This is a genomic window from Helicobacter macacae MIT 99-5501 (assembly GCF_000507845.1).
Classification (GTDB): Bacteria; Campylobacterota; Campylobacteria; order Campylobacterales; family Helicobacteraceae; genus Helicobacter_B; species Helicobacter_B macacae.
On the sequence record NZ_KI669454.1, the window covers coordinates 643,117 to 669,420 of the forward strand.

The 26,304-nt window shown below is 40.7% G+C and carries 26 protein-coding genes and 1 other RNA gene; 11 read left to right on the plus strand and 16 right to left on the minus strand.

Annotation, left to right across the window (positions count from 1 at the left end):
- Positions 1-15: 15 nt before the first annotated feature.
- Positions 16-414 carry a hypothetical protein gene (locus tag HMPREF2086_RS10670; protein ID WP_148374460.1) on the minus strand — a complete coding sequence of 133 codons (399 nt, stop codon included), beginning with the start codon at positions 412-414 and terminating at the stop codon, positions 16-18.
- Between the two features lie 745 nt (positions 415-1,159).
- On the opposite strand from HMPREF2086_RS10670, the gene HMPREF2086_RS11395 reads away from it, so the two are divergent.
- Complete coding sequence (locus HMPREF2086_RS11395; protein WP_156921307.1) at positions 1,160-1,324, plus strand: hypothetical protein; 165 nt, start codon at positions 1,160-1,162, stop codon at positions 1,322-1,324.
- A gap of 684 nt (positions 1,325-2,008) precedes the next feature.
- Here the strand turns inward: HMPREF2086_RS11395 and HMPREF2086_RS11400 are convergent.
- A complete protein-coding gene (locus HMPREF2086_RS11400; RefSeq protein WP_148374461.1) occupies positions 2,009-2,263 on the minus strand; it encodes a hypothetical protein in 255 nt (84 codons plus the stop codon).
- Between HMPREF2086_RS11400 and HMPREF2086_RS02830 the strand changes: the two genes are divergently transcribed.
- Positions 2,238-4,598, plus strand: coding sequence for a hypothetical protein (locus HMPREF2086_RS02830; RefSeq protein ID WP_023927265.1), 2,361 nt, complete (start codon positions 2,238-2,240; stop codon positions 4,596-4,598). The two genes, HMPREF2086_RS11400 and HMPREF2086_RS02830, sit on opposite strands and share 26 nt — an antisense overlap.
- Here the strand turns inward: HMPREF2086_RS02830 and HMPREF2086_RS11405 are convergent.
- Positions 4,583-4,801 (minus strand): hypothetical protein, encoded by a 219-nt coding sequence (locus HMPREF2086_RS11405; protein ID WP_148374462.1) that lies wholly within the window; start codon positions 4,799-4,801, stop codon positions 4,583-4,585. The two genes, HMPREF2086_RS02830 and HMPREF2086_RS11405, sit on opposite strands and share 16 nt — an antisense overlap.
- Positions 4,798-5,079 (minus strand): hypothetical protein, encoded by a 282-nt coding sequence (locus HMPREF2086_RS02835; RefSeq protein ID WP_034560278.1) that lies wholly within the window; start codon positions 5,077-5,079, stop codon positions 4,798-4,800. The genes HMPREF2086_RS11405 and HMPREF2086_RS02835 overlap by 4 nt, the downstream gene beginning before the upstream one ends.
- Positions 5,080-5,678: 599 nt before the next feature.
- On the opposite strand from HMPREF2086_RS02835, the gene HMPREF2086_RS02840 reads away from it, so the two are divergent.
- The 3 genes from HMPREF2086_RS02840 to HMPREF2086_RS11410 all read left to right on the plus strand — a co-directional run bounded on the left by HMPREF2086_RS02840 (position 5,679) and on the right by HMPREF2086_RS11410 (position 6,566).
- Entirely contained in the window at positions 5,679-6,035 is a 357-nt protein-coding gene (locus tag HMPREF2086_RS02840) for a hypothetical protein (protein WP_034560280.1), read from the plus strand.
- Between the two features lie 48 nt (positions 6,036-6,083).
- Positions 6,084-6,181: signal recognition particle sRNA small type (ffs, locus tag HMPREF2086_RS11140), an RNA gene on the plus strand.
- 220 nt (positions 6,182-6,401) lie between these two features.
- Positions 6,402-6,566, plus strand: a complete 165-nt coding sequence (locus tag HMPREF2086_RS11410) for a hypothetical protein (RefSeq protein ID WP_156921308.1) — start codon at positions 6,402-6,404, stop codon at positions 6,564-6,566.
- 198 nt (positions 6,567-6,764) lie between these two features.
- Here the strand turns inward: HMPREF2086_RS11410 and HMPREF2086_RS11415 are convergent, their stop codons facing one another.
- On the minus strand, positions 6,765-6,935 hold the full coding sequence (locus tag HMPREF2086_RS11415) for a hypothetical protein (protein ID WP_156921309.1): 171 nt from the start codon (positions 6,933-6,935) through the stop codon (positions 6,765-6,767).
- A 585-nt stretch (positions 6,936-7,520) separates the two neighbouring features.
- Between HMPREF2086_RS11415 and HMPREF2086_RS02845 the strand changes: the two genes are divergently transcribed.
- From HMPREF2086_RS02845 to HMPREF2086_RS02855, 3 genes are read left to right on the plus strand one after another with little or no spacing between them, the layout of a single operon-like run.
- Complete coding sequence (locus HMPREF2086_RS02845) at positions 7,521-8,291, plus strand: fumarate reductase cytochrome b subunit (protein ID WP_023927268.1); 771 nt, start codon at positions 7,521-7,523, stop codon at positions 8,289-8,291.
- Complete coding sequence (locus HMPREF2086_RS02850) at positions 8,292-10,262, plus strand: fumarate reductase flavoprotein subunit (protein ID WP_023927269.1); 1,971 nt, start codon at positions 8,292-8,294, stop codon at positions 10,260-10,262.
- On the plus strand, positions 10,262-11,023 hold the full coding sequence (locus HMPREF2086_RS02855) for a fumarate reductase iron-sulfur subunit (RefSeq protein WP_023927270.1): 762 nt from the start codon (positions 10,262-10,264) through the stop codon (positions 11,021-11,023). The genes HMPREF2086_RS02850 and HMPREF2086_RS02855 overlap by 1 nt, the downstream gene beginning before the upstream one ends.
- 80 nt (positions 11,024-11,103) lie before the next feature.
- Here HMPREF2086_RS02855 and HMPREF2086_RS11420 read toward each other — a convergent pair whose 3' ends face one another.
- Positions 11,104-11,268, minus strand: coding sequence for a hypothetical protein (locus tag HMPREF2086_RS11420; protein ID WP_156921310.1), 165 nt, complete (start codon positions 11,266-11,268; stop codon positions 11,104-11,106).
- Positions 11,269-11,541: 273 nt separating this feature from the next.
- Between HMPREF2086_RS11420 and HMPREF2086_RS02860 the strand changes: the two genes are divergently transcribed.
- Positions 11,542-12,234, plus strand: coding sequence for a hypothetical protein (locus tag HMPREF2086_RS02860; RefSeq protein WP_023927271.1), 693 nt, complete (start codon positions 11,542-11,544; stop codon positions 12,232-12,234).
- Between the two features lie 307 nt (positions 12,235-12,541).
- Here the strand turns inward: HMPREF2086_RS02860 and motB are convergent, their stop codons facing one another.
- The 8 genes from motB to rpmH all read right to left on the minus strand — a co-directional run bounded on the left by motB (position 12,542) and on the right by rpmH (position 20,019).
- Positions 12,542-13,351, minus strand: a complete 810-nt coding sequence (gene motB, locus HMPREF2086_RS02865) for a flagellar motor protein MotB (RefSeq protein WP_023927272.1) — start codon at positions 13,349-13,351, stop codon at positions 12,542-12,544.
- A gap of 60 nt (positions 13,352-13,411) precedes the next feature.
- Entirely contained in the window at positions 13,412-14,182 is a 771-nt protein-coding gene (gene motA, locus HMPREF2086_RS02870) for a flagellar motor stator protein MotA (RefSeq protein WP_023927273.1), read from the minus strand.
- A gap of 350 nt (positions 14,183-14,532) precedes the next feature.
- Positions 14,533-15,903 carry a replication-associated recombination protein A gene (locus HMPREF2086_RS02875; RefSeq protein WP_023927274.1) on the minus strand — a complete coding sequence of 457 codons (1,371 nt, stop codon included), beginning with the start codon at positions 15,901-15,903 and terminating at the stop codon, positions 14,533-14,535.
- Positions 15,904-15,938: 35 nt separating this feature from the next.
- Positions 15,939-16,865, minus strand: a complete 927-nt coding sequence (locus HMPREF2086_RS02880; RefSeq protein ID WP_023927275.1) for a Jag N-terminal domain-containing protein — start codon at positions 16,863-16,865, stop codon at positions 15,939-15,941.
- Positions 16,862-18,604: a membrane protein insertase YidC gene (gene yidC / locus HMPREF2086_RS02885; RefSeq protein ID WP_023927276.1), complete on the minus strand. Its 1,743-nt coding sequence runs from the start codon at positions 18,602-18,604 to the stop codon at positions 16,862-16,864. The genes HMPREF2086_RS02880 and yidC overlap by 4 nt, the downstream gene beginning before the upstream one ends.
- Before the next feature lie 16 nt (positions 18,605-18,620).
- Positions 18,621-19,130, minus strand: coding sequence for a membrane protein insertion efficiency factor YidD (gene yidD, locus HMPREF2086_RS11145; RefSeq protein ID WP_198012741.1), 510 nt, complete (start codon positions 19,128-19,130; stop codon positions 18,621-18,623).
- Between the two features lie 8 nt (positions 19,131-19,138).
- Entirely contained in the window at positions 19,139-19,633 is a 495-nt protein-coding gene (gene rnpA, locus HMPREF2086_RS02895) for a ribonuclease P protein component (RefSeq protein ID WP_023927278.1), read from the minus strand.
- Positions 19,634-19,884: 251 nt separating this feature from the next.
- On the minus strand, positions 19,885-20,019 hold the full coding sequence (rpmH, locus tag HMPREF2086_RS02900; RefSeq protein ID WP_034560283.1) for a 50S ribosomal protein L34: 135 nt from the start codon (positions 20,017-20,019) through the stop codon (positions 19,885-19,887).
- A gap of 314 nt (positions 20,020-20,333) precedes the next feature.
- On the opposite strand from rpmH, the gene gdhA reads away from it, so the two are divergent.
- Positions 20,334-21,686, plus strand: a complete 1,353-nt coding sequence (gene gdhA, locus HMPREF2086_RS02905) for an NADP-specific glutamate dehydrogenase (RefSeq protein ID WP_023927280.1) — start codon at positions 20,334-20,336, stop codon at positions 21,684-21,686.
- 333 nt (positions 21,687-22,019) lie between these two features.
- Positions 22,020-22,805: a sulfite exporter TauE/SafE family protein gene (locus HMPREF2086_RS02915; RefSeq protein WP_034560826.1), complete on the plus strand. Its 786-nt coding sequence runs from the start codon at positions 22,020-22,022 to the stop codon at positions 22,803-22,805.
- 208 nt (positions 22,806-23,013) lie between these two features.
- On the opposite strand, the gene HMPREF2086_RS02920 is transcribed toward HMPREF2086_RS02915, so the two are convergent.
- Both HMPREF2086_RS02920 and HMPREF2086_RS02925 read right to left on the minus strand, forming a co-directional pair.
- On the minus strand, positions 23,014-23,985 hold the full coding sequence (locus HMPREF2086_RS02920) for a glycosyltransferase family 9 protein (protein ID WP_023927283.1): 972 nt from the start codon (positions 23,983-23,985) through the stop codon (positions 23,014-23,016).
- A gap of 172 nt (positions 23,986-24,157) precedes the next feature.
- Positions 24,158-26,293, minus strand: a complete 2,136-nt coding sequence (locus HMPREF2086_RS02925; protein ID WP_023927285.1) for a GmrSD restriction endonuclease domain-containing protein — start codon at positions 26,291-26,293, stop codon at positions 24,158-24,160.
- Between the last annotated feature and the right edge of the window lie 11 nt (positions 26,294-26,304).

Here is a 26,304-nt window from a genome sequence, read left to right on the forward strand (position 1 = left end):
TTTGCTTGGATTTGGCTATTTGCGAGATTCTTTGTTTGCTTGGAGTATTTCATAGAGTTTTTGACGAAAGTCGTTTAGCGTTTCTTGGATAAGCGCGTCAATTTGAGCAAAAGTCTTGGCATCTTTTGGGCTAAGAGAGGCGATTTGCTTTCCTTTGCAATACCGCTCATAAAAAATCCGCAAATTTGCTTTGAGCGTCTCTGGGGTAAATGGCTTTTTGATATGTGCACCGCTAAAGTTCCCCACCAAGCACACAGGCTTCATATCGCACGCTTGGTAGTCTGATAGCACAAAATCACATTTTTCTAGCGAGGTTTGGTAGTCTTTTAGGTATGGTTCTAGGCTTTTTTGGAGTAGTTCGGATTCACACATTATGGCGATTTTCATTTGGCTTCCTTGTGGCTTACCTTTCATTATCTTTGCTATCAAGCGCGAAGTTTCTTAGTGCGTTTGCAAAGTGCTTAGTGCGTTTGTAGATTTTGATACGCTTATAGATTTTGCAAATCTCTTTGCAAACGCTTTTTGTAGCACATTTTGCAAAGCTATTTGTAAATGCTTTTTTGTAAAGCTAGCTTAGATTTGACATTATACGCTTTTATCTTAAATCACTTTAGAATCTTAAAATCCCAATTCTTTGCCATACTTAATTCATTGTCATATCTTTAAACACACAAACCCAAAGTATCTCAAATCATTCCTCATTGCGAGAATCGCGTAGTGATTCGTGGCAATCCATAATTGAATTTAAAGAGGATAAAACCATAAATCCTCCCTCCCTTAGCACAAGTGGGCATAATGTTATTTCCCCCTTCCCTTGCGAGCAAGCATAAACAAATCAGTTCCCCCTCCCTTGCGGAGGGGGCTAGGGGGTGGGTAGATACCACCTCCGCTTCTTAAGCAAAGCTAACAACTGCTAGCGACAAAAACCCAACTGCTAGCAATGCAAATGCCCCATTACCAACAAAGCAAACACAGCACTTCTGTCATTACTAAAGAAACTTCGGCTTCGCCTTGTTTTCTAAAGAAACTTCGGCTTCGCCTTGTTTTCTAAAGAAACTTCGGCTTCGCCTCGTTTTCTAAAGAAACTGCGCTACGCTTGTTTTGTGAGCGAGCGAAGCGAGCGTGGTAATCTACAAAAGTAAAGAAATGGATTGCTTCGTTGTGGCTAAAGCCACTGCCTCGCAATGACGGTGTGGTGGATTGCCACGAATCGCTACGCGATTCTCGCAATGACGCAAAGTCAGCACATAATACAAAATTAACGCTCAAAGACGAAAGACTTACCCACCCCCAAACCCCCTCGTGCTGCGGGAGGGGGCTTTAAGAAGTTTCCCCACAAGTCAAAGCATTTGCGATACTACAATCCCTCGTCATACTTAAGCGAAGCGAAGTATCTCAAACAAACTTCTTAAATTGTCATACTACAACTTTTTGTCATACTTAAGGGCGTAGCCCAAAGTATCCCAAGCAAATCCACGCACAAACAACCAAATCCACCATTACACAAATTCTCTACATTTGCACTAAAATTGTGCATATTGTGCTTACACTACCCCAAAATCTAGCAAAATCCTCCCAAAAAATTCGCCGTTTTTTTTTTTTTTTGGTTTTTTTGCATTTTTTTTGAAATTTTTTCTTTCATTTAAGAAACATTTAAGCTACATTTACTTATCATTTACTTTGATTTTTTCATTACGAACAAGTGTTCTTGCTACCCAAAATCCAAAACGCAAGAGTAAAACACGAAAGGAGATGCAAAATGAAAAAAGCAAAATTCAACGCGATTAACGCTATAAACGAGAGAGAGAGAGAGAGAGAGAGAGAGTAGCTCACGCTTAAGTGGAATCTCAATCAGTTCCCCCTCCACTTATGAGGGACAATCTGTAATTTCCCCCTCTATTGTAGGTGGCGATTCTACTTATTCCCCCTCCATTGCGAGAGACAACCTCACGAGTTCCCCCTCCCTTGCGGAGGGGGCTAGGGGGTGGGTAGATACCACCTCCACTTCTCAAGTAAAGTCAGCGACTGCTAGCGAAAAAGATACCCACCCCCAAACCCCCTCCGCAAGGGAGGGGGCTTTAAGAAAGCCATCCAAACCCAAACGCCTAGCACTATCTCTAGCTACTGCTAGCATTCTAGCTAGTGGTGCTCTAGACATCGCTGCAGCGGCTTGTCGCTGGAGTGAGGATTGGAGTAGAGGAGATGCCAACTCACACGGCGTAGGACGATATGAGAGAGTGGATTGCACAGGTAGCTCTAGCATACAAAGTGCTTTTCGGGGCTCAAACTACTACCGCGAAACAAGATACTATCTAAGTGGTAGCACAAATGAGAGAACCGTGAATTGGACTTTTACCTCATCAAATCGGTGGTGGAGAAATAATGAATTCGTCCAAGAAGTATACTTCAATGGCTTCAATGCACCAAACACTAACTTTACTTTTAACAATGGTAGCAATAGTGTCGGCAATGTCGGTCTCTCTGTCACAGGGTCAAACCTAGCAAGCATCAGCACTAGTGGTAACTTCAATAGAGGCGTGTCTGTCTCTAGCTCAAATATCGGTAGCCTAACTGTCGGAGGCACTGCTAGCCACCTTATCATCGGTGGTAGCTCCACTATCGAATCGCTTACCATCTCTGGGACTATCTCTGGAATTGCCCAAATCGGTGGTGGCTCACTAGTTGAACGACTATCTATCACAGGTAATGTATCTGGCAATCTATCTGTGGGAGAGAGAGGTGTGCTAAATAGCGGCTTTTTGACAGACTTTAGCGGAGCGATTGGAAAATTTACCGCTGCTGGGAAGAACTTCATCGGTGTGCTAAGTGCAAACCTTACCATAGATGGCGATGCAAACACTTGGAATAATGGCTCAACTGCTGGACAGCACATACTAGGTGGTAATAACCAAATAGGACTTCCGCTATATGATAGCGATGGTAACATAAATGGTAATATCGTAATCAACGCTGGGGATAACATAGAGCCAAACCAAGTCTATCTATTTAAAAATGTCGTAAAAGATGCAGCAAATCAAACAAATCTCAATAAGGACCTAGACATTCGCTACTTCCGTCCGGGCACAGGGCTTACGCTAAATGAGGGCACAGACGCTAATGGCGAAAAAGGCTTTGTCGTATCAGCTGACATCGCTACTAGCTATGGAGCAAACCTTATGCGTGCTTTAGTGCTATCTAGCTTGCGCAGGACTGTCAATACCCAAAATATCTTAGATACGATGACAACTAAGACATTCCATAGCGATAGGTATTACAATCAAGAAGTAGAGCTAAGATTGCTTCAATACGATATGTCGCGACTAACAAATAGAAGCTCAAAGTTTTCTAAGCAAACGCGTAAAAACCAAGAGAAGCTAGACAAAGTGCGTGAAAAAATGGCAAAACTAACGCTCGAGCAATCTAAGGGGCAAAATCTAGATAAGGGCTATAACAACTTTGAAGTCATAGACCAACTAGATGCAATCTTTATCCCTTACACAGGTAGGAGAGATTGGAGATTTTTCGCTGTGCCTTATGCGACACATAGCTATGTGGATTTGGGAACTTCCCAAGCGCAAGAATATGCAGGCGGTGCGCTACTTGGTATACAGCGAAACCTACGCTCTTCTGGTATCATAGGTGCGTTTTTGGGCTATGAGTTTGTAAATACTGATACAGAACTAGCAGGTGGAGTAGATACTCGCATACAGACAAACTCACTCCAAGCAGGGCTAAACTACTTCAAAAGCTTCTCTATCACTTCTAAAGTGTGGGAAGCATTTATCAAAGGTAGTGTGCGTGCTGGGATAGATATGCCAAACTTCACGGCAAAAGCAGGTGCGTTTGAACTAAAGCTAGCAAACAATGCAAAAAATGTATCTATGCCTCTAGTGTATAATCTAGGTGCAGAGCTCAAAGGTGGGCTTACATTTTATCAGTTCAAACGCAATAGCTATGTAAGCCCTGAAGTAAGCCTAAGCTATGATATGATGGCTTCTACAAAGTCTATCATTACAAAGCCTATCGTAAATTTTGGGACAACTGCTACTTCATATCGTCCGCTAGGTGCTGATGAACGATATAGTGATGTCTATTGGCATCTGCCTCAACTAGGTGTGCATGTGCGCTATTATAAAATGTTTGGTAACAAATTCCGCACAAACCTAAAAGCAGGGATAAAGTATAATATGCTAAATAAGCAAAAAGCATATATCCAAATCGGTAACCTAAAAGATGCCTCTACTATCACGCTTCCTGCGGTGTATGGAAATCTAGGGTTTGATTTGATTTGGATGATAAAGAAAAACCACGAGCTTAGCTTTGGCTATGATGGACTTTTCTATGCTTCTAGCTTCGCAAAAGAGCGAAACAATCAAGGGCAAAATGTGAAGACAAATGATTGGTTTAATGGCGTAACCACCAATCTAAACTTCAAATACGCTTATTGGTTTGGCGGGACTGACTATGTAACTGATAAAGACGGCAACGCTGTCTCTCGCTCAATCGCAGAGGGCAAAAAGTCCAAAAAAGGCAAGAAGTCTTCTAAGTCTAAAAAGTCAAAGAAGTCTAAGAAAAAAGTCTACTATATCGATGGGTAATGGCATTGTGGATTGAGTAAGTGGGCTTGCAAAATAGCATAAGGACTTTTTGTAGGCAACACCAATAATTCCCCCTCCCTTGCAAGTAGGAATCTTAAGATTCCCCCCTCCCTTGCGAGTGCGGGCAAGCAAATTATTCCCCCCTCCCTCTGCGGAGGGGGACTAAGGGGGTGGGTTCTTTTAGATTCTTGCGTATTCGTCATTGCGAGAATCGCGTAGCGATTCGTGGCAATCCATTCTCTTTATTTTGTGGATTGCCACGCTCACTTCGCTCGCTCGCAAAACAAGCGTAGCGCAGTTTATTTAGAAAACAAAGCGAAGCCGAAGTTTCTTTAGTAATGACGGAAGTGTTTGCGTTTGCTTTGTTGGCAATGGAAATATTTGCATTGCTTGCAGTTGCCGACTTTACTTGAGAAGCGAAGGTAGTATCTACCCACCCCCAAACCCCCTCCGCAGAGGGAGGGGGCTTTAAGAGAGTCAAACACGGTTACTCTAAGGGAGGGGATTTTGAAATAGCAAACCAAATTAGTTTGTCATACTGACTAAAACATTTGTCATACTTAAGAGTGTAGCTCGAAGTGTCTAAAAAAACTCTGCTTGTCATACTGAGGCTTTAGCCGAAGTATCCAAAAATGCAAACGCAAATGTGCAAAATCCTTTGGATATTTTAGCTTCTTATAGAAACCTCAATATGACAATGAAAAATGAGTAGGCAAAATCTAGAGATATTTCGCTTATGCTCAATATGACAAAAAAATGAGCGACAAGGCAATATGACACAAGTCAAAAAGCCAACACAAAAGCAAGTGCTAGCAAAAAGCAAATGCAACAAAAAGCATTTTTACATTTCCTACAGCCATAGCAGTCTACTCCTCTCCAACTTTGTCAAATGAATAGACTTTGCTTTAAGCAAGCAAAACCTTAAGCCTAACGCCACATTCTCTCTCTCGTTGGTGCTAGGAATGAGATTTTGCGCTATGGTTGTGAGAAGTGTAAAAAATGTGAAGTAAGTGCAGTCTCTTTAGTAATCCACACAAAAAAGAAATGGATTGCTTCGATTTGACTTTGTCAAGTCTCGCAATGACGAATCTTTCCACGCTTTTGCTAACGCAAAAGATACCCACCCCCAAACCCCCTCCGCAGAGGGAGGGGGCTTTAAGAGTGGCAAACACTGTTACTCTAAGGGAGGGGGCTTTAAGAGTGGCAAACACTGTTACTCTAAGGGAGGGGGGTTTAAAATCGCAAGCACCATCCGCTAGAATTTTATCATTTGGGGAGTGGGTTTTTAAAGTCGCAAACCAAATCAGCTTGTCATACTTTGACTTCTTGGCAAACTTTAAGTATGGCAATATTTTGTTTGTGCTCAAGGTGGTTTATCTAAGTGGTTTTACAAATGGTTTTATGATAAGTGCAAAAATGGTTTTTTACGAAGCGTGATTGATTAAAGCGTTTTTAAGTAGATTTTGGCTAGAATTTGCCCGCTCCTTTTTAGACCTATGCAAGGTGGCTTCTAGGCAACGCTTCAGGGTGGAAACACAGCAGAGCACTTGGATTTTGCCTGTGCCGTAGGTATCTAAAGAGGGGTTTTGCTTTTGAAAATCTTATAAAATCCAAAAACTACTTTTTATAAACTCACACTAACTTACGCTGCATTTTTACCAAATAGAATCTTTATCGCGTTTGTTTTCTAAATAAACTTCACTTTGCGTATTGCTAAGGTTTGAGAAGTCAAACTTTTGGTGATACATTACTTTTTCCGTCATTGTGAGCGAGCAAAGCGAGCGTGGCAATCAAAAAAAAGAAATGGATTGCTTCGATTTGACTTTGTCAAGTCTTGCAATGATGAAAGAACCCACCCCCTTAATCCCCCTCCGCAAGGGAGGGAGAATCTTTGGATTGCCACTTGCAAGGGAGGGGGAATGGGATACTTCGCTTTGCTTAAGTATGACAAGAAAACTAAAAAACTAAACTCCTTTTAAAGCTAATTTTGGATTGCCACGCAAATGCTAACGCATTTGCTTGCAATGACAATGGAGTGGATTACTAAAGAAACTTCGCTACGCTTGTTTTACTAAAGAAACTTCGCTTCGCTTGTTTTACTAAAGAAACTTCGCTTCGCTTGTTTTACTAAAGAAACTTCGCTTCGCTTGTTTTGCCACGAATTTGCTACGCAAAACAAACGAGGTGAAGTTTCTTTAGTAAATTCTCACAATGACGAGGTGTGGCGGATTGCTTCGACTTGACTTTGTCAAGTCTCGCAATGACGAATAAAGGCGTGGCAATCTGCTTTCTATTTCCACGATTTTTGACTTCTTTTGTGGTTTTGCCATTTCGCATTATCTCTTACTACATTACTTCATTATCTCTTGCCACATTATCCTTGCTATTTTACTTCTTGCCACATTGCCTCTTGCCATTTCTTGCGACTTTCTCAAAAAGATTGCAAAAATACTACGAAAACACATTAGATATTTTTATGGTTTTTATTTTTTATGAGTGCATATTTCGGGGTGCATTTTGCCTTTAGATTTTGCTAGATTTTGTAGAATTTTGACAATATTTGTGGATAAAAGTTTTGGCAAAAAAACTTCATATTTTTTGCCAAAATGCGCATAAAGCTATTGATACAGCGATATTTCATAGATATATTCTATTTCCATTTATTCTACATAAATGCACACAAACTTTGCAAAATCTTAACAATTTTTTCGCAAAATTCCCAACTTTTTGATAAATTGTTATTGATTTATATTATAATTTCTCATCGCTTTTTTGAGAATGCCACTCTACATTTGTTTTTGGGGATATGCTAGATTTCACAAGCAAGTGATTTGTAGATTTTATGCCTAGATTCTAAGGTTTTGTGCGTGTTTTTGGGGCGAGATTTTATGTCTTAGATTCAAGTCTTGGAAAGGAGAGATTATGCGAGACGAGAGTATTATTGAGAGCTACACGGGCGTTACCAAAGAGCGCAAAAAAAGCAGAATGCCCGCCGTGCTAGACTTTTGGCAAAGTGCCACAGGGCTGTTTTTGGGGTTGTTTATGATTGCTCATTTGTTTTTTGTATCAAGCATACTTATCAGCAAAGAAGCAATGTTTACGATTACCAAAATGTTTGAGGGTAGCTTCATCTTTGGTGAGGCTGGCAAGCCCGAAATCGTGGCATTTATAGCGGCTATTGTGATTGTTGCGTTTGTGGCGCACGCGTTTTTGGCGATGAGGAAATTCCCCATAAACTACCGCCAATTCATCAAGCTAAAAACACACAAAAACTTGATGAGGCACGGCGATACGACATTGTGGGCGATACAGGCTTGCACAGGGTTTGCGATGTTTTTCCTTGCTATGCCACACCTTTTTGTCAATCTCACTCAACCTGAAAACATAGGACCACTTACTTCTTCATTCCGCTTCGTTCAGCAAAACTTTTGGCTACTTTACATTTTCCTACTTTTTGCAGTCGAGCTACACGGCTCTATCGGGCTATATCGCCTTTGTATCAAGTGGGGTTGGTTTGAGGGACTAGGACTAAAGACATTGCGCTCTATCAAGTGGGCTATGTCTGTGTTTTTTATCGTGCTTGGTATATGCTCTTTTGCCGCGTATGTCAAAATCGGGCTAGATTTAGACCCGCACAAAAGCATACACGATTATAGAGTGATAGATGAACAAACACAAGGAAAAGGAGAGTAGATGAAAGTAGTATATTCAGACGCGTTAATCATCGGTGGAGGCTTGGCAGGGCTTCGTGCAGCCGTAGCCGCAAGACAAAAAGGACTTAGCACGATTGTGCTTTCACTCGTGCCTGTGCGCCGTAGCCACTCTGCTGCTGCGCAAGGCGGTATGCAAGCAAGTCTAGGCAACTCAAAAATGAGCGATGGCGATAATGAGGACTTGCACTTTGCCGATACGGTAAAGGGAAGCGACTGGGGCTGTGACCAAGATGTCGCTAGAATGTTTGTAACCACTGCGCCAAAAGCTATTAGAGAGCTTGCCTCTTGGGGTGTGGCTTGGACTAGAATCCAAAAAGGCGATAGGACAGCGGTTATCAATGCGCAAAAAACCACGATTACCGAAGAGGACTTTAGGCACGGATATATCCACTCTCGCGATTTCGGTGGGACCAAAAAATGGCGCACTTGCTACACTTCTGATGCCACAGGGCATTCTATGCTATATGCTGTGGCAAACGAAGCCTATAAGCACGGCGCAGACATACAAGATAGAAAAGAAGCAATCGCACTTATCCACCAAGACGGCGTGTGCTATGGGGCTGTGGTAAGAGATTTGGAAAATGGCGAGCTAATCGCGTATGTGTCAAAAGGCACGCTTATCGCCACAGGTGGCTATGGCAGAATCTACAAAAACACTACCAATGCCGTAATATGTGAGGGTATAGGGCTTGCTATCGCGCTTGAAACAGGCATAGCAAAGCTAGGCAATATGGAAGCGGTGCAATTCCACCCAACTCCACTTTTCCCAAGCGGAATCTTGCTCACAGAGGGTTGTCGTGGAGATGGCGGGCTTTTGCGTGATGTCGATGGATATCGCTTTATGCCAGACTATGAGCCAGAGAAAAAGGAGCTTGCAAGCCGAGATGTCGTCTCCCGCAGAATGATTCAGCGAATCCGTGAGGGCAAGGGTGTAAAATCTCCTTATGGAGACCACTTGTGGCTTGATATTACGATTTTGGGTAGAGAGCATATTGAGCGAAACTTGCGCGATGTCCAAGAAATATGTGAAGTGTTTGCAGGGCTTGACCCCGCAGAGAAGTGGGCACCTGTCAAACCTATGCAGCACTACTCAATGGGTGGAATCCGCACCAACTACAAGGGCGAGACTTACCTAAAAGGGCTATTTGCTGCGGGCGAAGCGGCGTGCTGGGATATGCACGGGTTTAACCGACTTGGTGGTAACTCTGTAAGTGAAGCGGTGGTAGCAGGTATGATTATTGGGGATTATTTCGCACAACATTGTGTGGATTCTCAAGCAAATATCCATACTTCTGTGCTTGAAAAATTTGTCCAAAAAGAGCAGGCTTACCTAGAATCTCTTGTAAACAATAGCGGTAGCGAAAATGTCTATGCTATCAAAAACGCTATGAAAGAGATAATGGAAGAAGATGTGGGGATTTTCCGTGATGGCAAGGGGCTAGAAGACGCTGTGAAGCGACTAGAAGAGCTATATAAACGCGCTAAAAATATCGGCATCTCAAACAAAAAGCTCCACAACAACCCCGAGCTAGAAGACGCCTACCGCACACCAAAAATGCTAAAACTAGCACTTTGCGTGGCAAAAGGTGCGCTTGATAGGACAGAATCTCGTGGGGCACACACACGCGAAGACTATCCAAAACGCGATGATGAAAAGTGGCTAAAGCGCACACTCACAAGCTGGGAAGACCCAAGCCAAACAATGCCTACGGTAACTTACGAGGAGCTTGACATTATGAAAATGGAGATTGCGCCCGGATTCCGTGGATATGGAGCAAAGGGTATGATTATCGAAAATCCGCTCTCTGCAAAACGACAAGAGCAAATCGATAAAATCACTGCTGAAATCCAAGCTAAAGGTGGCGACAGATACGAGCTACAAGAAGCGTTAATGGAATTTAACTTGCAGCCAAAATACAAGGCTAGAAACCAACGACTAGGAGATAAGTAATGGAAAACAACAGCAAAAAAGGGAGAATCCTAACTATTCGTGCGCTAAAATTTGACCCAAAAAGCGCGGTATCTAAGCCACATTTTGCCGAGTATAAAATCGAAGAGACTGATTCTATGACGATTTTTATCGTGCTAAATATGATACGCGAAAATCAAGACCCTGATTTGAGCTTTGATTTCGTATGTCGTGCGGGGATTTGCGGAAGCTGCTCTATGATGATAAATGGACGCCCAAGACTTGCGTGTCGCACACTGACAAAGGACTTCCCTGATGGTGTGATTACGCTTATGCCATTGCCTGCGTTTAGACTTATCAAAGATTTGAGTGTCAATACAGGCGAGTGGTTTGCAGGTATGACAAAGCGCGTAGAAAGCTGGGTGCATACAAATGAGGAAGTGGATATTTCTAAGCTAGAAAAACCTATTGAGCCAAAAGAAGCTGATGAGGTGTTTGAGCTTGATAGATGTATAGAGTGCGGGTGCTGTATCGCTTCTTGCGCTACAAAGATAATGCGTGATGACTTCATCGGTGGTGCAGGTATGAATCGTATCGTGCGCTTTATGATAGATTCTCACGATAAGCGTAGCGATGAGGATTGGTATGAAATCGTGGGCGATGATGATGGAGTGTTTGGCTGTATGAGCCTAATCGCTTGCCACGACACTTGCCCTAAAAACTTGCCATTGCAAAGCAAAATCGCATATTTGCGCCGCAAAATGGTAAGCGTAGAGCAAGGCTCAAAGAAAGCAAACGCATAATGGCTTTTGTGGCTACCAAATCTGCCTAAAATCTTGCTAGAATCCGCTAGGCTTTGCTTTGTGATTTAAGAGTATCGTTTTTAAGCAAAGTCTAGCGATTTTGGTGGGTTTGGTGGGGTTTGGTTGGCTGGGTTTTGGCGTTTGTGCAGATTTTGCGCAAGTCGATAAACCGAAGTCGGCAAAGAAGTCGATAAAAATCTTTGATTCCACACTATAAGATTTTGGCTAAGATTTTGGTAAATCATTTTGATGATTTTTCATAAAATCTAATAAAGCTAGATTTTATGAAATTCTAAAAACTTCTCTAAAATTCCTGCCCAAATTTTTTGACATAAAAAACTTACTACAAAATTTTTGCAAAAATTTTCCTCCACTGCCACATTTCACAGCACTTATACTAAATCATCACTAATCACTTACAAGCAAAAATCACTAGTGCAAAACCTATATGTAGTTGTAGCTATATTTACTTTGTGGGTATATATTTCCTTGCAATCCATTACTAATAAGGAGAATTTATGCCTAAAATCTATTTAGCTTTTGTAATATTTGTAGCGATATTTTTTGGTGGTTGTGCAAGCTATTTTATCACGCCAAAGGGTGAAGTGGTGCTTGAAAAGGGCGTGCAGATTTTGCGCTCTGCAAAGCCTCTATCCAAAGTCCAAGCCGAGCTAGCACAAAAAGACTTGCAAGATAATGTCGTGGTGGTGCATATAAGTGCGGAGCTACTTGGTGGCAAGCCTTTGATTTTTGGCACGGAAGCTGTAAGCGCGAGATTTGAGGGCAAGCCCCTTAGGATTTACTCTTATGATAAATTGCGAAATAGTGAGCTTAATTTTATTGATATTTTGCAGTTTTATAATATCCCTACACCCACACCGAGCGTGCAACAAAACAATTTTTATAATATCTCGCCACTTTATTATTATGGCTATCAAGGATTTTTGTTTTATCCACCGATGATGAGTCCGTTTTTTAGTCAAAGTCCTAGCTCGATTGCTTATATGCAAGAGAAGCGCGGAGCTTTGAAAGTGTTTTTGATGAATTATTTGAGAGAATCTAGCCTAAAGCCAAATGCTAGGGCGCAAGGCGGGTTTGTCGCTATCGCCAAAAAGGGCATAAACAAAAATGGAATCCTAGAGCTAAAAGTCCAAATAGGCGATGAGGAGCATACATTTTATTTTCGCATAAAAAAGAGAAAGAATATTTAGCGTTTTTGTGTGAAAATTGTGCGAAAGGATGGGGTTTGATTTTTGGTGTAGCGATTAGTTTGCTTATTGTGCCGTTTTGTTGCATTGGCAAATGTGGAGTTGCCAAAAATCATAGAGCGTGGATTTTAAGAGGTGTGATTTTAGCGCAAAATAAATTTACGCTAAATTTTTTGCTTGGTATAAAATTTCCATAAGATTCTACAAGTTTGCAAACCTCCACAAGTTTTCCACAAATGCCTATAATATCCACAAATTTCCACAACCTCTATATAAGCCCATCCACAAGCAAAGTCTAAATTACTTAAGCCTAGTTAAGCGGTGTGCCATCTTCTAGGGTTGTGCCACTCATACTTTCATCTAGGACGGATTTTATGCTTCTAAGCCCTGTGGGCTGGGTAAAGATAAAAATCTCTACGCGATTGTTGTTTTGCTGATTTTGGGCTGTGGTATTGGGCGCGGTGGGGCTAGATGAGCCGTGTGCAGAGTAGGAGATATTGCTATGTGTCGCTCCGTTTTTAAATAGCCCCTCTGTTACCACCCTTGCGCGTGCTGCGGCTAAATCATAGTTATCTCTAAAAGGTGAGCCTTTTGGCAAAGGTTTATCATCTGTGTAGCCACGCACATCGATTTTGACTTCTTCTGGGAGTTTATTTAGCACTTCGGCGATTCTGCGCACAGATAGGGCATTTTCATTGTGAGCTATGTCGGCTTTGCCCTGCTCAAAGGGAAGCGATACAGGTAGCCTAAGCACGATTCCTTGCTCGATTTGCTCTAGCACACCACCTTCTTGGATTACCATTTGCATTTGTGATATAGAGCTTTGGCTAGCAAAAGAGGGCGAAGAGCCATCAGAAGTATGAGGCATTTTGCCCTCTGTGGATTCTCGCACTTGCCCTGGGTCTGGTGGACGCTGGATAAGTGGCTGAAATGTAACGCTAGGTCGTGGCACATTAAACACATTTATCATCGCATCACTCATCGCTTTGGCTTTGGATGCATCGGTGTTGGAAATCGCCCAAAGAGCGATAAATAGCGCAAGCAGTAGGGATAGAAAGTCCGCATAAGGAACAGCCCATTTCTCGCCTGCGGGGCATTCTTGTTGCTTTTGTTTTGCCATTTTTCGCCCTTTTTAGATTTGCTTTTTAGAATTTATTGCTCTCTAGATTTTGCTAGCTAATTATTCAAATTGAGATACTCTAGGCACGCCCGGTGGTAAGAATCCAAATAGTTTTGCTTCTAGGTTGCGCGGGTTTTCGCCATTTGCTATGCCAAGTATGCCCGCCATCATCATTTCTTTTTCTTTTATGATGTCCCCTGCGTTTGCTTTCATTTTGTTCCCCCAAGGTCCAAAAATCGCATACGCCGTCATAATCCCCGTAACCGTCGCTGTAAACGCCCCCGCAATACCCATAGCCATTGCCGTTGGGTCATCAAGTAGTTGCAGCGCAAGCATAAGCCCCAAAACCGCACCGACTAGCCCAAATGTCGGAGCGGACTCACCAGCTAGAAGCCAATAATGCGCTGCGGTGTGATAATAATGCTCCATTTGCTCAATTTTAATCTCTAAGTCCTCGTGGACAGATTTTGCTTCGCGTCCGTCAATAACCATATTTAGCCCCTCACGCAAGAAGTCATCTTCTATCCCTGCTGCGCGTCCCTCTAGAGATAGTATCCCATCGCGTCTTGCTGCGGAGGATAGCTCTGTGATTTCTTTTACCCTTGCAGATAAATCAACCTTTGGTGGCATAAAAATGATTTTAAACTCTTTGAAAGCAGCTTTGACAGCTGAAGCGTGAGTGGCTGCCATAGCAGCAAACATCGTTGTAGGGATAATGATGATACACGAGCTTAGATGCACGACGTGCAGAGGGTTTCCGCCCTCAAGTATATCTCCCACCGAGATTGAAGCCACCGCTAAAACTAAGCCTAGAACTGAGGTTAAATCCATTTTTTCTCTCTTGTGTTGGGGTAGTTGCTTGCGCTAGAGTTGAAGCTATTTCTAGCGATTCTAGCAAAAAGTATGCCAAAACATAGGGAAAATCAAGGAGTATTTAAGAAGTATTTTTAGCTGCTTGTGATGAATTTTGCACTTTATAAAGTGGCGCAAAAACTAGGGGAAAATCAAGGATTTGATAGAATTTAGTGCTTTAGATTTTTCTAGCGTTTTTTGATTTGGGGCTAGCTTTGGAGTGGGATTTGGGATAAAAATTTTGGGAGATAAATTTTAAGTCATTTTGGGAGTAAATTTTTAGCCAAATTTTTAAGGCGATTTTGGAATCAACTTAAAAATCAATTTGTCTAATCTTTTGTTTGTTTGATTTTTTCTAGCCATTCATTTAGTGTTTTTTCAAAGCCTTTTTGTGTGGACTCTACGAAATGCAAATCTTTGGTAAGATATTTTTGTGCCACCCATCCACCGAAGTTGTGAGGGTATTTGTAGGATTTGGCGTGTGGGAGAATATTTGGTGCTATTGGGAGGACTTCGCCATCGTGTATAGCTTTTATCGCTAAATCTATTGCGGTATAAGCGGTGTTGGACTTGGGACAGGAAGCGAGGAAAATCACGCATTGAGAGAGAATGATACGAGCTTCTGGATAGCCGATTTTGCCTACGGCTAGGAGGGTGGAGGTGGCTAGATTTAGCGCGTTTGGATTTGCATTGCCTATGTCCTCGCTAGCGAGTATGACAAGTCGCCTTGCGATAAATTCTGGGTTTTCGCCACCTGCTATTAGGCGAGCTAGGTAGTAGATGCTAGCATCTACATCGCTTCCGCGTATGGATTTTATGAGTGCGGATGCTAGATTGTAGTGTGTGTCATCTTCGCTTGCGCCGTCATTTAGGCTAAATGGTCGCAGTGATTTTGCGCTTTGAAGTGTGATATGTGGGCTTAGGGCTAGGACTTCAAGTAGGTTTAGCATAGCGCGTGCATCGCCTGCGCTACTTGAGATAAGATAGTCAAACGCTTCTTTTGTGATTGTCCTATCTATGTTGCCCTTAGGGCTAGAATCTGCATTAGAATCTTGGCTAGATTGTGTGTTATTTTGCGGTGGATTATTTTTGGGTGGGCTACTTTGGGATAGGCTATTTTGGGATTTTTCACTAAAATCTTGGCTAGAATCCTCGTTAGGGTTTTGGCTAGGGTTTTGACTAGATTTTGCAATGTCAAATCCCAAAACTCCCAATGCCTTTGTCAAAATCTGCTCTAGCTCAACATTTTTAAGTGGTTTAAACTCAAATAGCAAGCTGCGAGAGCGAATGGCATTTGTAAGTGTGTAGAAAGGATTTTGCGTGCTAGCCCCTAGCACAATAGCACTTTTCTCTTCCATTATCGGCAGGAGGGCTTCTTGCTGGGTTTTGGATAGTCTATGAACTTCATCAATAAATACTAGCGGGACAACAAGTGCATTTTCATAAGACTTTAGCTTGGTGCGGAGATTTTCTAGCTTGAAATTTGTCGCGTTAAACTCCAAAAAATCACTGCCTAGCTCGCTAGCGATGATTTTTGCTAAAGTTGTTTTGCCACTGCCCGGTGTCCCATAGAAAAAGCAGTGAGGGAGATTTCTAGCCTTTAGTGCTTCATATAGTGGCTTGCCATTGCCAAAGATATGGCTTTGCCCGACAAAATCGCTGATAGATTTTGGTCGCAGGGCAAGGGCTAGATTTTTCATCTCTTTTTAAGGCTCGTGCGTGGCTTTTGTGAGATTTAGCGATAAAAATCATTGATAATGATATATCGCTCATTTTGTGGATTTTCTCTAAAAGAGATATATTTATCGGGGAAATGCCCTCTTAGCTTTTTTAGTGCGATAAAGGCTAGAATCCCATCTAGTGGCTTAGTCTGGGCTCTGCCCTCTCGCTTGACTTCGTTTATGATTCCCACCAAATAAGCATCGATAGCGTCTTCTTGGTTTTGCAAAAATTGTGCAATTTCTAGACGGATATTGTATCCATAAGCAGGCTGAATCCAATTAAACAATAAGTAAGAAATCGCTTTGTAGCGATAGCCTCTCTCCCCGATAAGCAGTGCAGAATCCTCGCCGTCAATGTAGATAGATAGCGTTTGGTTGTCATAAAAGCCAACATTGACATTATCGATTTTATATGGCGTGTAGCTTAGCATTTCTTGGATAAGATTTTGGATTTCGCTAGCGACTTCCTCTTTGGTTTGGAATTTTTTTGTTTGCGTGGTGCTGGTGTTATCTGCGTTGTAGGACTCATCATAGTTTGCGTAGCTTTGATTTGTGTGGCTTTGTTTGCCACTCTCATAGTTTGGCTCGCTAGATTCTAGGCTTGCAGAAGCGACAAACTCCGAAGCGTCAAAAAAGCCTTGATTATTTTGGTTGGGATTAGTTTGGCTAGAATTTGCTTGGCTAGATTCTTTTATATTTTGATTGCTTTGTGGGCTTTGGCTTTGCTGATAGCTTGCTTCTTGGTGTTTTTGTGCGCTATCTAGCTGGGCAGATGAGTTTTTTAGGTTTGCGATGATGATAGCGTCCTTTTTGCCTATGCCTAGCACGCCTTTTGATTCGTATTGGACTACTTCATAGTCTAGCTCCGTTACAGAGCAGCCTAGCTCTAGGGCGGCTTTTGAGAGGGCTTCTTGTAGTGTGTTTGCAGTTACTTTTGTCATTTGGATTCTCCTTTTGGATTTTGTGGGGTGTGCTTGTGCTCTTTATGCTCTAAGATAGCTTTTTCTCGTTGTTTGTCGATGATTTTGTTTATAGCGATTTGCATAATGATTGCAAAGATATTATTAACCGTCCAATACAGCACAAGCCCTGCGGGGAATGTGATTAAAAATATTGTAAATATGACAGGTAGGAGCTTAAAGATTCTAGCTTGCATAGGGTCTAGGGTATTGGGCGTTAGGACTTGCTGAATATACATACTTATCCCCATCAAAATCGGCAGGATAAAATACGGGTCCATCACAGATAAATCGTGTATCCAAAAAATCCATTCGCTGTTTTTTAGCTCCACAGCATTGTATAGCACGCGATAAATCGCGAAAAACACTGGAATCTGCAAAAGCAGTGGCAGACAGCCACCTAGTGGGTTTGCCCCGTGCTTTTTGTATAGCTGCATAAGCTGGGCTTGCATTTTTTGCGGGTCGCCTTTGTATTGCTCTTGGATTTCTTTCATTTTGGGGGTTAAATCTTTTAGCTTTTGCATACTCATCACGCCTTTGTAGCTTAGAGGAAACAAAATAATCCTAACTACAAGCGTAACGCCGATAATCGCCCAACCCCAATTCCCTAGCAAACTATAAAGCCAATCAAGTAGCAAAAATACAGGTTTTGCAAAAAATGTGATAAGCCCATACTCTACGACATCAGTAAGAACGGGATAGATTTTGGCTAAGTCTCTATAATCCTTTGGTCCTACATAGCCATCTAAGGAGGTATTAGAGTCTAAAGTGATATATGGAATAGGGTTTTTGGTATCGCTCGTGCCAAGAACTTGCACGGACAAGCCATTTTCATCACGCGTAAAAAGTAGCGTAGTGAAATATCTATCAGAGGCAGAGACAAATGGGACTTGGCTGAAGTTTTCGCCTGCGACTTTGGCGTCTTTATCCTCTATTTTTTCGATTACGCCTTTTAGTCCGCCCTGCTTTAGCACCACTCCGTGGAAAGCATAGCCATCATCATCGGCTATGGGGCGAGAACCACTAGAGAGGAAATACACCTTTGGCTCGCTAAGGGCAATGTCTAGTTTGTATTTTAGCCCGTCTTCATCATATATAAATTCTATGGTTTTGGTAATAGTAAGTGTGGGTAGTTTTTGGGTTAGGGTTAGAATCTGATTTTGTGTAGAATCTAGCGAGATATTTTGGAGCGAAGCAGTGTAGGGGGTTTGTGTGGCTTGCGCATTTAGCGAAGCATCTAAAAAGCGCATTTCAAGTGGAAATACTGCATTTGGCGAGAGTAGTGGGAGCTTTTGGAGTGGTTGATTTGGCGAGCTAGCAAAACCAAGAAGCCGTCCTAAATGTGTGAAAATCCCCTCTTGCTTGGGTGCGATAAATTTTTTGTCTTTGAGATAGACTTGAGCGATTCTGCCTAAATCATCAATCTCTACTTCTACACCACTTGATACAATCGTAGAGATTATCTCGCGCTTGGTCGCAGGAGCTGTGGCTTGTGGAGAGGTTTGGGCGGTGTTTGTTTGATTTGGAGTTGGATTAGTGCTTGGTTGATTGGCTATGTTTGTTTGATTTGTCTGCACGCTACTTTGTGTTGTGCTTTGTGTGGTGGCACTTTGTGATTTTTGCTTTTGTGGGTCTTGGAAAAGCAGGCTATATACGATGATAAACACAAATGAAATAAGCACTGCAAGTAGCACTCTTGAATTCATATCATCTTTTCTCATTTTGGATTCTCCTTAATTAGTTTGGGATTATTATATATTTGGAAGTCTTTTTTTTGGCAATCATTTTTTGAAATAATGTGGAATCCGCTTTAGAATTTACTTTAGGGCTTGTTTTGGAATCTATTTGGGATTTTAGTGGGACAAGCCACACACAAATGCGTGGGAATTTTTTGCATTTTTTCGCATTTGTGATAGCACTGCGTGAAGCTGTGTTTTTTAGATTTGTAGAGATGATGGGATAGTCAAATCCACTATTGCAAAAAGGCTGGCAGCGCAAAATCCTCCACAAAGTAGCGATAAATGCACTAAAAGGAGTAGAATGCCTAAAGGACAAATATGCGTAATGTGAGCAAGTAGGGTAGAAGCGACAGCTACGAGGAAGCAAGGGGGAAATAATGATTTTATAAAATCTAAAGCCAAATTTTAGCGCGACATAAGAAAAAGATTTTGTGCTAAAGGGCGCTTTTAGGCTATGTGGGTATGTAAGCATTTGTGTAAAATCTAGTTTTGTATTATTTTTTATCATAGCTACTTTTAAACTCCCTTGTTTGTGCGTTTGATACTTGTTTGGATTATTTTGCGTGGCATTTTTGTGTTGTTTCTTGTGTGGTTTTTGTAGCCTTTTAGCTTTTCTAGTGCGAAACCAAGCGTCATCTCAAAGCTTAGTTTTAGCTCGCTAAAACTAAGCATATCTACCCCTGCTTTTGCTACAAAAATAATCCTAAATCCACGCTCAATTTCTCTAAAATCTTTTTGGTAATCCCTTAGTATTGCTTTGACTCGCCGTTTGATTTTGTTTCTAGTAACGGCATTGCCTATTTTTTTGCTGACACTTAAGCCGATTTTGGATTCTTGGTGCTCTATTTTGGATTGTGCGTTTTTTGACTCGCTAGATTTGCTAGGAAGCAAGTGGGGATTTTGTGGATTTGCTCGCTCTTTATACACATAGAGTGCAAATGACTTTCCATAGCGTAAAAATCCGTTTTTATACACGGTGTCAAACTCTTTTTTTGTTTTAAGTGTTTGCATTTTGTGCTTCTAAAATGAGTGATTAAACTTCTAGGATAATCTTGGCTAGTTTTTGGTGGTTTTGCGAGATTTGTTCTGCTTTGGCAACGAATCTGTGCTAAACCCACTCCAAACGCCAAAAGTTTTCACAAATCTTTGCAAGACTTTGGCAAGATTTTACAAGTTTGCGCCAAGATTTGACAAAATCCAAATCAATTAAAAAACTTGTAAAAAACTTCAAAAACCACGCGGTTTGCTACGCGGCAAGTTTGCTACACAGCAAGTCTCTTGCGTCCTTTTGCTCTTCTAGCGTTTATGACACGGCGTCCGTTTTTGGTTTTCATTCTCTCTCTAAAGCCGTGAGTGCGCTTTCTAGGGGTGTTGTGAGGCTGGTAGGTTCTTTTCATACTTCTGTCCTTTTTCCCGAGATTAAAAATTGGGAGCGATAAAATAAAACTGCGATTGTAGCAAACCTTATCTTATATAAACCTTGTGTTTGTGTTTTTTCCAACTTTTTAGCGTGAAGTTTTTGTGCCTATTTTTGCCAAAATCACCCAAAAATCCCCTAAAATCTGCTAATTTTTTCAAAGAAAACATAAATTTTGTGAAATTTTTGTGCTTATCATTGTGATTGCGTATCAACATTTATTGTGTATAATGTGGGCTGACTTGGATTTACTCTCAAAGCAAGTCAAATCTACATTTTGGTAAAGGAGTTATTATGTCGTATTCATCGCAAATCATCAAGGCATTGCAGGATAAAAATCCCGCGCAAAGTGAGTTTCATCAAGCTGTTAGCGAGGCACTAAGCTCGCTTCAACCATTGCTTGATAAAGAGCCAAAATATCAAAAACACAAGATTTTGGAGCGGCTTACTGTTCCAGAGCGTTCGCTTATCTTTCGTGTGCCGTGGGTAGATGACAAGGGCGAAGTGCAGATAAATTATGGCTACCGTGTAGAGTTTAATTCTGCTATTGGTCCATATAAGGGCGGGCTTAGATTTCACCCAAGCGTTACGCTTGGAATGCTGAAATTTCTAGGATTTGAGCAGGTGCTAAAAAATTCGCTAACTACGCTTGCTATGGGCGGAGGCAAAGGCGGAAGCGACTTTGACCCGCACGGCAAAAGCGATGGAGAGGTGATGAGGTTTTGCCAAAGTTTTATGAATGAGCTATTTCGACATATCGGGGCGCATACTGATGTCCCTGCGGGCGATATAGGCGTAGGCGGGAGAGAAATCGGCTATCTTTTTGGGCAATACAAAAAACTAGCAAATCGCTATGAGGGCGTCCTAACAGGCAAAGGGCTAAATTGGGGTGGAAGCCTTGTGCGTCCTGAAGCCACAGGCTATGGCTGTGTGTATTTCGCTGAGGAAATGCTAAAAGAGAGAGGCGAAAATCTAGAGGGCAAAATCTGCACCGTTTCAGGTGCTGGGAATGTCGCAACCTACACCATAGAAAAGCTATATCAAGTCGGTGCAAAGCCTGTAACTGCAAGCGATTCTAAAGGAATGATATACGACAAAGATGGGATTGATTTGGCTCTGCTAAAAGAGATAAAAGAAGTCAAAAGAGAATCCCTAGAATCCTACCAAAAAGCCAAAAAAACAGCTCAATACACTCCTGCAAATCGCTATGAGAGCGGGTGCAATGGTGTGTGGAGTATCCCTTGTTTTGCCGCATTTCCAAGTGCTACCCAAAACGAGCTAAGCGCGAAAGATGCCAAAATCTTGCTAGAAAATGGCTGCAAATGCGTAAGTGAGGGGGCAAATATGCCCTCCACAAATGAAGCGATTGACTTGTTTCTAAAAGCAAAGATAGCTTATGGACCGGGCAAAGCTGCAAATGCTGGTGGCGTGTCTGTGAGCGGGCTAGAAATGGCGCAAAATGCAAGTATGAATGCTTGGACTTTTGAAGAAGTAGATGGGCGTTTGCATCGCATTATGAGCGATATTTATCAAAACGCTTCAAACACTGCAAAAGAGTTTGGCGAACCTACCAATCTTGTAATGGGCGCAAATATCGCAGGATTTCGCAAGGTGGCAGATGCGATGATAGACCAAGGTGTGGTATAAAGCACAACGCGTAAAAAATGCACCAAGTTTTTATGCCAAAAACTCACGCCAAAATTGCGCTCTCATAGATTTTTGTATTTTTGGGCGTTTTGCTAAAAAGTGGCGTGAAATCACTCTAGTGCGAAATCTGCAAATGTGATTTTGGGATTTTGCGCTAGAGTGATGATTTTGGTGTGAAAATTTGGAGCGAGATTTTTGCGAGATTTTTGGCAAAGATTTTATGTAGAGGGAATTTTGCTTAAGTTTTTTGACTTTTGCAAATCACAAAGAGGAGCGTAAGCAATGGATATAAATGGCGAAATGACACAAAATCTATTTTTGATTTTTGGCTCTATGAGTGGGTTAGATTTTGCCAAATTTGTCATCGTAGGGCTTATAGCTGGCATTGCTGCGGGGAGTTTTGGGATTGGTGGGGGGATTATCATCGTGCCTACGATGATGTTTTTGGGGCTACCTATCACGCACGCGATAGGAATGTCAATAATGCAGATGATTTTTTCATCGATATTTGGCTCTTATATCAACTATAAAAAGCGCAATTTCGACTTAAAAGACGGCATATTTATCGGTATAGGCGGGCTTATTGGGGCTAGCTTTAGTGGGATTTTGCTAAGTGTGCTTAGTGATGTGGTGATAAACGCACTTTTTTTATCTCTAAATCTTGTAGCATTTTATCGTTTTGCGTTCAAAATCAAACCTCAAGTGAGTGCCACACCGCCAAATCTCACAACTTTGAAAAAGAATGTGATTTTGATATGTGCTGGTATGGTTACAGGGGTGTTTGCTATCTCGCTAGGTATCGGTGGGGGATTGCTTATTGCACCGATTTTGGCGTATTATCTAGGCTATGATTCTAAAAAAGTCGTGCCTTTGTCGCTATTTTTTGTGATATTTTCCTCTGTGTCTGGGACGGCTTCGCTCTATCGTGCGGGAGTGCTAAGCGCGGAAGCTATGCAAGGTGGGCTAAGTATCGGGCTAGCTTCGCTTGTGGGTGTGGCAGTGGGTATTTATCTAGTTAGCAAAGTCTCTAGTGCTTTTCATAGAAATGCACTTGTTGGTATTTATGTCTATGCGATTTGCTTGATGAGCTACAAACTTGGGGAGAAAATCTTTGCGTGATTTAGTGGTGGTTTTTGATAGATTTGGTGTGGATTTTTGTGTTTGTAATGTGCGAGAATTTTGCGCGCTAGAAAGTGTGTGGTGTCATAGAGAGATTAAAAGTCTTTTATACTTAAAAATTTTTGTTTTGTGAGGGGGTGCGATGAATTGCAGGATTTAGATTCTATGTGGTTTTAGACTTTACTTAAATTTTTTATTTGCCATCAAATCACTTTAGCGATTCAACCTTATCTTTTGCCATTTCTATGAAGCTATTTAGCGTTTTTCTATAATCTTTTTGCCAACCAGATTCTACTACAAATTTTTGATTCCCCCCCCCCCATACAAAGCGATATTGCGCCCTTTTGTCGGTAAATACTAGCGCGGGGATTTGCAAGATATTACACAAATGCACATTGCCCGTATCAATGCTTATTAGATAATCTAGGCTCAGCGACACACTCACCAGCGAAGCGATATTATCATCATTGATAAAAACTTTTAGATTTGGCAGATTTGATAAGTCATTATATTGCAAAGGATTATGCTTAAAATTTAGCAGGATAAACAAAAATCGCGGATAAATCCTAGCGAGATTTACCGCCAAATAATACCAATCCTTATGGTAAAAGTTAATCCCTAAAAATTCTATGTGGTTTGAAAATGCGTTGATGCCGATGACTTTTTTATATGGAAAATCCACGCTTTTAAAGAGATTTTCAACCAAGCGCGAATCTTTTGGCAAAAAATCTTTCATCTTTGCAAAGTCAATTTTATGGAAATTTTCATCATAATGCTTTGGATTTATCGCACGCGCAAGCGTTAGCACAATATCTGCCATATATTTTTTAGCGCGGAAATACGGAAATGGTGTGCTAAAAGCCCGTGAAGTAAAGCTCACAAAATGCGGGTGCGCGATGACTTTTTTGAAATTTAGCTTTTTAATCTCGCGGAAAAATTTGCCACTGCGATTATTTAGGATTAAAATGTCTGGATTCATTGCGCGAATGCGCTCAATGCTGACTTTATTTGGATTTATTATGTCATCAATAAAGCCCACTTGCCTTAAAAATCGCTCATCAATGCCTTCGTGATAAATAATTAGCTCATCATTTGGATACAAATTTTTTATCGCATACAACGCCTTAAAACAACACAAAAAGTCGCCAAATCCATTGCCTTGAAAGATAATCTTTGCCATTGTCGCTCCATTTTAAGTGATTCTAATTTGATTGAGTGTGGATTTCAAAATTTTACAAAAAAACATTGAATCGCTGTATAGATTCGTGCCTATTTTGCAAATCTTTAGCATAAATATATGTTTAAAGCAAGTCGTGTTAATTTTATGCCATTTTCTCCATACCATCTTTATTTTATTTCTTTAGTGAACTTTTAAGCGATTTGATTAGAATGTCAGTCATTTGCTCTTGGTGTTCTTGTGCTTTGCTAATTTTCTTATTTTCTGCATTGTCGTTATTTTTTAAATTTTTTAGACAGCACATTAGCACCAATTTTAAACTTTCGCTATTGCCCTCTTTGGCAATGTCAATTTCTTTTTTATCTAAGTTTTGTTTGCCTAATAACGAGTTTAGACTGCGACTTATCAGTGCCAAATTCCCAAAAGTATCCATTTCACTTTTATCATTTAGCCACCACTTTTTATCTGGCTCACTTTGTGGCTGAAAATGCTCAACAGAGCCTAGATTTCTAAAATAGAAATTCTTTCGTATTACGCTAAAATTTTTGTCTTTAATTTTTAAATTTTCCTCATTTTCAACGCCATTTTTCCACAAATAATACTCCAAGCGGTAGAACCAATAATGTGGTGTCCTTGTGCCATTATTTAGAAAATCCCAAGTTGGATTTTCTAAAGTTTTTGGTTGCAATCTTTGTGCTTGTCGTATCGCCTCATTTGTTTCATCTAGCAATTCGCTATCTTTGAATTGTGCAATGGCTAAATTTGTATCCAAATTTTCAAGGAATCTCACTAAGACTTTTTGCCGCTCATCGCATTCATCTTTTGAAAATTGTTTAGCAATTTTTTTAGCACCACATTTAAAGTTAGCAAAATCAAATTCGCAGTTTTTCATAAGCGATAAGTCCATTTCTAAACAAATTTGGTTATCTAAAAACTTCAAAAACGGCGTGAGCCAATGATGATAATTTTGCCTATCGCCTTGCCGTGATACTCGTAAATAGTTTTGAATCATTACCAAATCGTGCAAAACGCCACTTTGTAAGCTCCCCTTTTTACTATTTTCTGGTAGGCTATAATTGTCTTTAGATTCATTCAAACGCATAATTTTATAACTATCACCACCTTTTGCCACTACATCACTTTTAATTACAAAATAATCAAACAACACGCGATAATAAAGCATATCTATGATAAATTCTTTACAATTTTCTTTCGCTTGTCTATTTGTATCATTTTTAATATTAAATATAAAATTGCCGTCAAGAATTACTTCTTTATTTTTACCCTTATTGGCTTGATTGTCCCACATAATTTCTAAAAGTCTATCTTTTGTGATAGTAATTTCTTTTGGAATTTCATTTTCGTTGCATTGCTTTACAACCCATAGTTTATAACAATGCAATAAAAATGCAGGAAAATCAACGATAGATTCGACTTTGTCTGGTGTTTCTTTATCTTTGTTTTCTTTTTCAAATATGTTTCTATCACTTGCGCTTTGGAAAATGTATTTATTCATATCACTACACAAATCCCAAATTTTGGCGTATTTTTGCCAATCTCCACCACCTTGCTGTATCACGCCAAGAATCCGCGCTTTTAGAATCTCGTGTTTTTCAAGCTGTTTGCCACGATTATTCATACGAACAAAGAAACGATTTAAGTCCGTTTTGGGTGCTAACTCTACAAATACAAAACAAATTTTTGTGTAAATAAAATTTGCAAAACAATTTAGTCGCTTAGAATCTATTTCTTTTTTATTATCATCTTTACTAAAATTCTCATTGAACCACGATTCTATACAACCAAAAGCATCGATAATCTTTTTATGAATGCCTTGCAAATCCTTTGAAATCTCTAATTTTTCCTCTTTATTATGTTTTTGAATCTTTTTGGCAAGGCTTTCTAATGCGTCTCTTTCTTTATCGCGTATAGGCATATTGATTCGCAATTTATCGTCTTGTGCGATAAAATTATCCCATTCACCACACTTTTTACTTGCAAGATAAAATCCTATAAACCAAAGCGTAGTAAGCCTTTGCTGTCCGTCTATAAGGATAAATTTATTGCTATCATCTTTATCTATACTTGTAGTGATATTGCCAATAAAGTATTGTTTGCTGGATTTTTGCGAATCCTCATTTGACTTATCACTTTGGCAATCGTCTGGTTTCCACGCCTTTTTCATATCATCAAGTAGTGTTTCAATCTCGTCTTTTCCCCATTCATAAAGCCTTTGATATGGTGGAATTTCAAAGAATGTATCCTTAATACCTACTATCATTTGTTTTTGTGCTTTATTTTGATTATTCATTGTTTGCTCCT